Here is a 6,756-nt window from a genome sequence, read left to right as displayed (position 1 = left end):
CCCCCCTGCCAATGTCGGCCATCCTTGAAGTTGCATATCCGGCCCGGTTCAAGGCCATATGCGTTCGCCCGGTTGCGCCTGCCCGCGTATCCGAGGCAGCATGATCAGCGGCCACGGGCTGGGCATTTCCCCCACAGGCACATGGATCAGGGCAGGCTCGTTCGCCCGCAGCGCCTCGACCAGCGCCCGCTCGAGCGCCGCCGGCGTCCCGGCGCGCACGGCGCGAACGCCGAAGCTGTCGGCATAGGCGACGAAGTCCGGATTGTGCAGGCTGTCGGCGATGCGCCGTCCGCCATAGGCCATGTCCTGGATTCGCCGGACATTGCCGAAGGCGCCATCATCGAACACGATCGTGACGAGCGCGATCCTGTGACGGACGGCGGTCGCCAGTTCGAACGCCTGGTAGCCGAAGCCGCCATCGCCGGCGATCGCCACCACCGGGCGGTCGCCGACCGCGGCCTTGGCGCCAAGAGCCGTTCCGAAACCAAAGCCAAGATTGTCCTGTTGTCCGCCCGAAAGGAAGGTTCGGGGAAGCGCAGCCTCGTAGCCGAGCCTTGCCGCGAACCCCATCTGGGTCACTTCATCGACGAGGATTCCTTCGGGTGGAAGCGCACGGCGGATCGCGGCCAGAAACGCCATCTGCGGGCCCAGTCGCCCCAGTTCCTGCGCCATCCAGCCACGCTCCGCCGAAAGGTCGCGAGGGTTCCGCGCCACATTGTGACGGGGCAATGCCCGGGCAAGCGCGTCGAGCGCCGCCCCCGCGTCGGCGACGATTGCGCAATCGGCATTGCGATAGCGCCCTGGCTCCTCCGGCTCGATGTCGATCCGCACGATCTTCAGGTCATCGTCCACACCCCATGCGCTCTGCTGGGTGTAAAGGCGCGTGCCGATCGCCAGGACCACGTCGGCCTCCATCCACAAGCGATGGGCGATTGGCAGATTGACCGCAAGCGGATGGGTTCCCGGGATCGCGCCATGACCACGGCGATAATAGCCCACGGGCGCCTGCAGCATCTCGGCAACCCGCGCCAGGGCCTCACCGGCGTCCTGCGCGCCGCCACCGACCATGATGAGCGGGCGTTTTGCGCGTCCCAGAAGCTTCGCGGCCTCCTCGATCGCGTCGCAGTCGACCTGTGGCTGAACAACCGGAAGGGCGGCGGCGGCGCTACCCGGGCCGCGAGCGGGCCAGACATCGATGGCGCATTCGAGCGCTACCGGCCCCGGACGGCCCGAGCGCGCGAGCTGGATCGCTGCCGCCACCTTCATGCCCGCGTCCGAAGGCCCCGCGATACGCTGGGCGTCCTTGGTGATGTGGCGAAGCAGCCCCAGCTGGTCGCGGATCTCGTGAAGATGCCCGTAGCCGCGCTCGATAGCGGCGGTGGGTATCTGACCGGCGAGCGCCAGCACCGGCGCGTTCATGCCACAGGCGGTCAACAGCGCGGCGGAAGCGTTGAGAATGCCGGGCCCCGGGACGGCCGCGAAGACTTGCGGACGGCCGGTCGCAAGGGCCGCGCCCAGCGCCATATAGCCCGTCGTCTGCTCGTGGCGCGCGTGGATTGTGCGGACCCGCGCGCGGACATCGTGGAGCGCGTCGAAAAGGGCATCGTTGTGGATCCCCGGCACGCCATAAACGACGTCGATCCCATGCGTCTCGAGCGTTTCCACGGTCAGTTCGGCTGCATTTTTTGCCATGATTTCTCGTGACACAGAAACCTCCAATCCGTAATATAGATTTAGTATTTTGGAGATGTAAGATGATCAAACCAGCATACTGGATGGCCAGATCACAAGTAATAAATCCCGATGAGTATTTAGAATACGTCAAAAGAGCCGGTCCGGCATCCCGAGAATACGGCGCGGAAATCCTGTCTCGTGGCGGTCGCTTCGAGTTACTTGAGGGAACTCTGCAATTTCAGCGGTTTGTTCTGGTGAAGTATCCTTCGTTCGATGCGGCAATGGATTTCTATCACTCGCAAGCCTATCGCGAGGCGGCTGCCTTTAGACTGGGTGGCGCCGGCATCAACGAACTGGTGATCGTGGAGGGCGAGGACAGCGGCTGAGCGGTCATCCAAGCTTCTCGCGGAAGAAGGGAATGAAGCGGCTCGCCAGATGGTCATAGGCGAAGCCGCTCGGCACCACCTCCCCGAAGTGACCAAGCACCGGAAAGAGTTCGAGCGTCACATCCGGGTTGCCCGCCGCGACAACCTTGTCGCGCACCATGATCGACTGCTCCACCGGTGCGTGCATGTCATGCTCGCCATGCAGGAGCAGCAGCGGCTGGACGATGCCCTGCACATGGTCGATGGCCTGGATCTGCTCATAAAATGCCCGGTTGGTCACCGGATCGCCAAGCCAGCCGGTAATCAGGCGATGTCGCGCGGGCGCGAAGGCGGCAGTACCGAAGGCTTGCTGGAGAAAATCAGACACAGCCCCGAACGTGGCAACCGCCTTGAAACGATGATCGGCGGCCGCCGCGCGGAGGGCGGCGTTGCCGCCGCGCGAGACGCCGAACAGGCCGATCCTGCCGGCGTCGGCAAAAGGCTGGCGCGTGAGCCAGTCGAATGCCGCAGAGATATCGTCCGGATCATGCGTTGGCAGATCGCCGCGGTAATTCATGCTGACCACATGGAAGCCGGCCGCGCTGAGACGTGAGGCGGCCCATTCGACGATTTCGAACATACCCGTGCCCATGCCGCCCGGACACACCACGATCGTCGCCGCGGGGCCACGGGTAGCGGCGCGATAGAGCAGAGCCTTGACCGATGTCCCATCAGGCAGCGGGATTGCGTTGGGCTCGCCGGTCAATATGACCGGTCCGCCGTCGCGAGGGGTGAGATTCATGCGACACCTCTGTTCTTGACGAGACGGGTGGGAGCGGGTGCCTGCGCGCGCGCCTGGCTGACGGCGAGGCAGGCGAGCGCGATTGCGCTGAGCGTCCCGGGGATAATCCCTGCGAACAGGATGTGCGCGGGGTCGATGCCGGAGCTAAGCAGGAGACCGCCGAGTGCCGGTCCCAGCAGCGAGCCACACCGCGCGACCGCATTGTTGAAGCCGATGCCCGTGCCGCGCAGCGCGGTCGGGAAATAGGCGGTGATGTAGGCGGACAGCGTGATCTGCGAACCGATCAGGAAGAAGCCGCTGGCGCCCAGCGTTATCATGAGGACTGGAAGCGGCGTTCCCGCGATCATCGTCGCCGTGCCCGCGCAGAGGATCGCCGCAACCGCGCAGACATAGGAGGCCGCCAGCACGGCCGACCCGCGCATCCTTCCGTCGACGACGCGGGCGATCGCGAGGCTGCCGACGATCCCCGAAAGATTGAGAACGATCGTACCGAGAATCGCGTCGCTCAGGGGAATGCCGGCACGCTCGAGCAGGGTGGGGGTCCAGTTGACCAGCATGAACGACAAGAGCAGGCTGGTGAACATCGCTGCCGACAGCAAGATGGTGCCGGCGGCAAGGCCATCCCGGAACAGTGCGCCGATCGTAGCTCGGGCGATAGTGCGTTCGGGCAGCACGAAGCGCGTATGGGGTTTGGCGAGCAGTCCGGGCGAGATCCGTTGCAAGATGGTCCTCAGTCCCGCATCGTCGCCGCCGCGAAGAGCCAGGAACCGCACCGATTCAGGAAGGCCGATCGCAAGGCATGGCGCCAGGAGCACCGGGGCGACGCCAGCGACGAGCAACATGGCGCGCCAGTCCGCCGCGGCCAGCACAACGGGCGCCAGCAACCCGCCCAGAACCGCGCCGAGCGGGGTTCCCCAGGTAATCACCGCGACGATCGTCGAGCGCCGCCGCGCGGGCGAATATTCCGCGGCGAGCGCGAGCATGTTGGGAATCGCGCCGCCCAGCCCCAGACCCGCGAGGAAACGGAGCGCGACAAGCGAGGAAATGCCGCTAGCAAAGGCGCAGGCGATTGTCAGCAGGCCAAACCACATGATGGCTGTAATGACGAGCTTCTTGCGCCCAACCCGGTCGGCCAGCAGGCCCAGCGTCGCCGCACCGATCGCAGCGCCCAGCAGCGTTGCGCTGAACACAAGGCCGAAGGCGGCGTGCGATACGCCCCATTGATGCGTGATCGCAGGGGCCAGGAACGACATCACCATCGTATCGAAGCCATCGACGATCGAGGCGATGAGCGTCAGCGCGAAGACACGCCACTGAAGCGCAGTGATCGGCGCCTCGTCGATGGCGCGCCCTATGTCGATTTCAGCGGGTTCGATCCGTTCCCGCGCGTGCTGGCCCTGGGGCAAGTGGCTCTCCTTGGTCATCCTCGACAATCCGGCGCCCGGCTCTTCGGCATCATTCTGCATGCAGAATTAGCGGGCGGGTTACGGTGTGCGACCTATGCGGCGAGGTAGGGAAGGATGCCTTATCAGTAAGTCCGAATATCGTGCTGGAGGGGGGCGGGTCGAATTGACCGGCCTCGTTGCCAACGCCTATCCATTTTGCATGCAGAACGACCTCGCACCAGAACGGGTTGACCGGGAGAGCACCGAATGGGCGGCACGGCAGGACCTTGCCGCGGCCTATCGGATGATCGACCGCTTTTTCCCGACGACCGACGGCATCTACAACCATCTGAGCCTGCGTGTGCCCGGATCGTCGCGCCAGTTCCTGATCAAGCGCCACGCGCTTCTCTACCGGGAAGTCAGCGCGTCGAACCTCGTTGCAGTCGATATGGATGCCGACCTCGATGAGCGGGCAGGGGTCAATCGGCCTGGCTTCGTCCTGCATAGCGGCGTGCTGCGCGCGCGGCCCGATGTCCAGTGCGTCATCCACATGCACACCGTACCCGGCATCGCCATGTCAGCGCATGGCATGGGCCTGCGCATGATCTCGCAGGCTGCAATCCGCTTCTACAAGCGCATCGGATATCATCCTTTCGAAGGCGTCACCGACAATCCGGACGAGCGCGAGCGGCTCGCGGCGGCGCTTGGGACCAATCACGCGCTGTTCCTGCGCAATCATGGCATCGTCGTTACCGGTTCAAGCGTGCGTGAGGCCTTCGAGCGCACCCGCGATCTGATGACCGCCTGCGAAATCCAGCTCGCGCTGGAAGCCGCCACCGACAACATCGTCGAGGTGCCCGACGCCATTTGCGAGAGCACCGTGCGCCAGCTTGAATTGCACGACAGCGGCCGGGGCAAGGCCGATTGGCCAGCCTGGCGTCGGCTGATGGATGAAGTTGCCCCCGGCTATGCCGACTGACGACCGAGTGCCCGAACGGCACCATGACATAGGAGAGGGTGTTGACCGCTATCGCGCTTGAGAATGACCTGTCGCAATTGCCTTCAGGGGTCCGCCGCTGGCTCGATCGCACGCCCGCGCACTTCGTTGATGGCGTCTGGCATGCCGGCGGCGCCAGTCTGCCGGCGATCGAGCCATCGGGTGCCCGGGTTGTCGCAAGCATCGCGCGGGGAGGGGACGCGGAGATCGATGCGGCGGTGCGGGCAGCCCGCGCCGCGCTGGCCGCGCCGGCCTGGCGCGATGCCGGGCCGGTCGCGCGCGAGGCGCTGCTGCATCGCCTGGCGGCGCTCATCGAGGCCCGGGCCGAAGATCTGGCGCTGCTCGATTGCATCGACAATGGCATGCCGCTCTGGCTTGCGCGGGGCGTGAATGTGGGCGGCAGCGTCGACGTATTCCGTTACTATGCGGGCTGGCCGACCAAGCTTGCCGGACGCACGCTGGAGGTTTCGGCGCCGCCGGGCATGGGCCGCTTCGAGGGGCTGACCCGGCGCGAGCCGGTGGGTGTGGTCGCCGCGATCGTTCCATGGAACGTGCCACTGATGATGGCGGCATGGAAGCTGGCGCCGGCGCTCGCGGCGGGCTGTACCGTCGTCCTCAAGCCGTCCGAGGAAGCCTCGCTCACCGCGCTCGCGCTGGCCGACCTGATCGAGGAAGCAGGTTTTCCCGCAGGCGTCGTCAATGTCGTGACCGGCCTTGGCAGCGAGGCCGGCGACGCGCTGGTGCGGCATTCGGGCATCGACAAGATATCCTTCACCGGTTCGACCGCCACAGGCCGCGCCATTGCGCGTGAAGCGGGCGGATCGCTCAAAAAGCTGACGCTCGAGCTTGGCGGCAAGTCGCCGACCATTCTGTTCGGCGATGCCGATCTCGACCGCGCGGTCGTTGGGGCCGCCAACGCGATTTTCCTCAATTCAGGTCAGGTCTGCGTCGCTGGCTCCAGGCTTTATGTCGAGGACAGGATCCATGACGAAGTGGTCGAGCGGTTGCAGGCCCATATTCGGGCAATCCCGGTCGGTGCCGGAATGCAGGAAGGCGTCTTCATGGGGCCGCTGGTGAGCGCCCGTCAGCGCGATCGCGTCGCTGCCTATCTCGATGCCGCGCGCAGCGGCGGGCTCGGCATCGATGCGGCAGCTGACTATGCCGCCGCGGCAGGCTTCTATGTCGCGCCTACACTCGTCACCGGCGCGGCGCATGACGATCCGATTACCCAGGAGGAGATTTTCGGACCCGTGCTCGGCATCTACCGCTTTGGCGACGAGGAGGAACTGGTGACCGCCGCCAATGGCACCGAGTTCGGTCTCGCCGCGAGCCTGTGGAGCCGCGACATCGATCGCGTCCACCGCGTCTCTTCCGCGCTTCAGTGCGGCAAGGTCACGGTCAACGCCGGTGGCTTCCCGTATCCGGGGCTGCCCGAGGGCGGGTACAAGGGGTCGGGCTTCGGCCGCGATCTTGGCCCCGACGCCGTGGAGCAGTGCCTCCAGACCAAGACCATCCTCACCCATGTTTCATGAG

General features: G+C 65.6%; 6 protein-coding genes. 3 read left to right on the top strand and 3 right to left on the bottom strand.

Features of this window, described 5'->3' with window-relative positions:
- Positions 1 to 48: 48 nt before the first annotated feature.
- Entirely contained in the window at positions 49 to 1,692 is a 1,644-nt protein-coding gene (locus B3547_RS00465) for a thiamine pyrophosphate-dependent enzyme (RefSeq protein ID WP_292959544.1), read from the bottom strand.
- A gap of 62 nt (positions 1,693 to 1,754) precedes the next feature.
- On the opposite strand from B3547_RS00465, the gene B3547_RS00460 reads away from it, so the two are divergent.
- On the top strand, positions 1,755 to 2,060 hold the full coding sequence (locus B3547_RS00460) for a DUF1330 domain-containing protein (protein WP_349676460.1): 306 nt from the start codon (positions 1,755 to 1,757) through the stop codon (positions 2,058 to 2,060).
- Between the two features lie 4 nt (positions 2,061 to 2,064).
- Here the strand turns inward: B3547_RS00460 and B3547_RS00455 are convergent, their stop codons facing one another.
- Together B3547_RS00455 and B3547_RS00450 are read right to left on the bottom strand one after the other, a co-directional pair.
- Positions 2,065 to 2,841 carry an alpha/beta hydrolase family protein gene (locus B3547_RS00455; protein ID WP_292959543.1) on the bottom strand — a complete coding sequence of 259 codons (777 nt, stop codon included), beginning with the start codon at positions 2,839 to 2,841 and terminating at the stop codon, positions 2,065 to 2,067.
- Complete coding sequence (locus B3547_RS00450; protein ID WP_292959542.1) at positions 2,838 to 4,265, bottom strand: MFS transporter; 1,428 nt, start codon at positions 4,263 to 4,265, stop codon at positions 2,838 to 2,840. The genes B3547_RS00455 and B3547_RS00450 overlap by 4 nt, the downstream gene beginning before the upstream one ends.
- Positions 4,266 to 4,446: 181 nt before the next feature.
- Between B3547_RS00450 and B3547_RS00445 the strand changes: the two genes are divergently transcribed.
- Both B3547_RS00445 and B3547_RS00440 read left to right on the top strand, forming a co-directional pair.
- Positions 4,447 to 5,205: a class II aldolase/adducin family protein gene (locus tag B3547_RS00445; RefSeq protein WP_292959541.1), complete on the top strand. Its 759-nt coding sequence runs from the start codon at positions 4,447 to 4,449 to the stop codon at positions 5,203 to 5,205.
- Positions 5,206 to 5,246: 41 nt separating this feature from the next.
- On the top strand, positions 5,247 to 6,755 hold the full coding sequence (locus B3547_RS00440; protein ID WP_292959540.1) for an aldehyde dehydrogenase family protein: 1,509 nt from the start codon (positions 5,247 to 5,249) through the stop codon (positions 6,753 to 6,755).
- Position 6,756: the final 1 nt, after the last annotated feature.

The sequence above is a fragment of the Novosphingobium sp. UBA1939 genome (assembly GCF_002336885.1).
Classification (GTDB): Bacteria; Pseudomonadota; Alphaproteobacteria; order Sphingomonadales; family Sphingomonadaceae; genus Novosphingobium.
The sequence above is the reverse complement of the archived record's forward strand: the minus strand, read 5'-3'. Positions and strand labels throughout refer to the sequence as shown.

What these genes read in the sequence shown, in the direction of transcription:
- B3547_RS00465 (WP_292959544.1), bottom strand. Translation starts at nt 1,692, where the DNA reads ATGGCAAAAAATGCAGCCGAACTGACCGTGGAAACGCTCGAGACGCAT.
- B3547_RS00460 (WP_349676460.1), top strand. Translation starts at nt 1,755, where the DNA reads ATGATCAAACCAGCATACTGGATGGCCAGATCACAAGTAATAAATCCC.
- B3547_RS00450 (WP_292959542.1), bottom strand. Translation starts at nt 4,265, where the DNA reads ATGACCAAGGAGAGCCACTTGCCCCAGGGCCAGCACGCGCGGGAACGG.
- B3547_RS00455 (WP_292959543.1), bottom strand. Translation starts at nt 2,841, where the DNA reads ATGAATCTCACCCCTCGCGACGGCGGACCGGTCATATTGACCGGCGAG.
- B3547_RS00445 (WP_292959541.1), top strand. Translation starts at nt 4,447, where the DNA reads ATGCAGAACGACCTCGCACCAGAACGGGTTGACCGGGAGAGCACCGAA.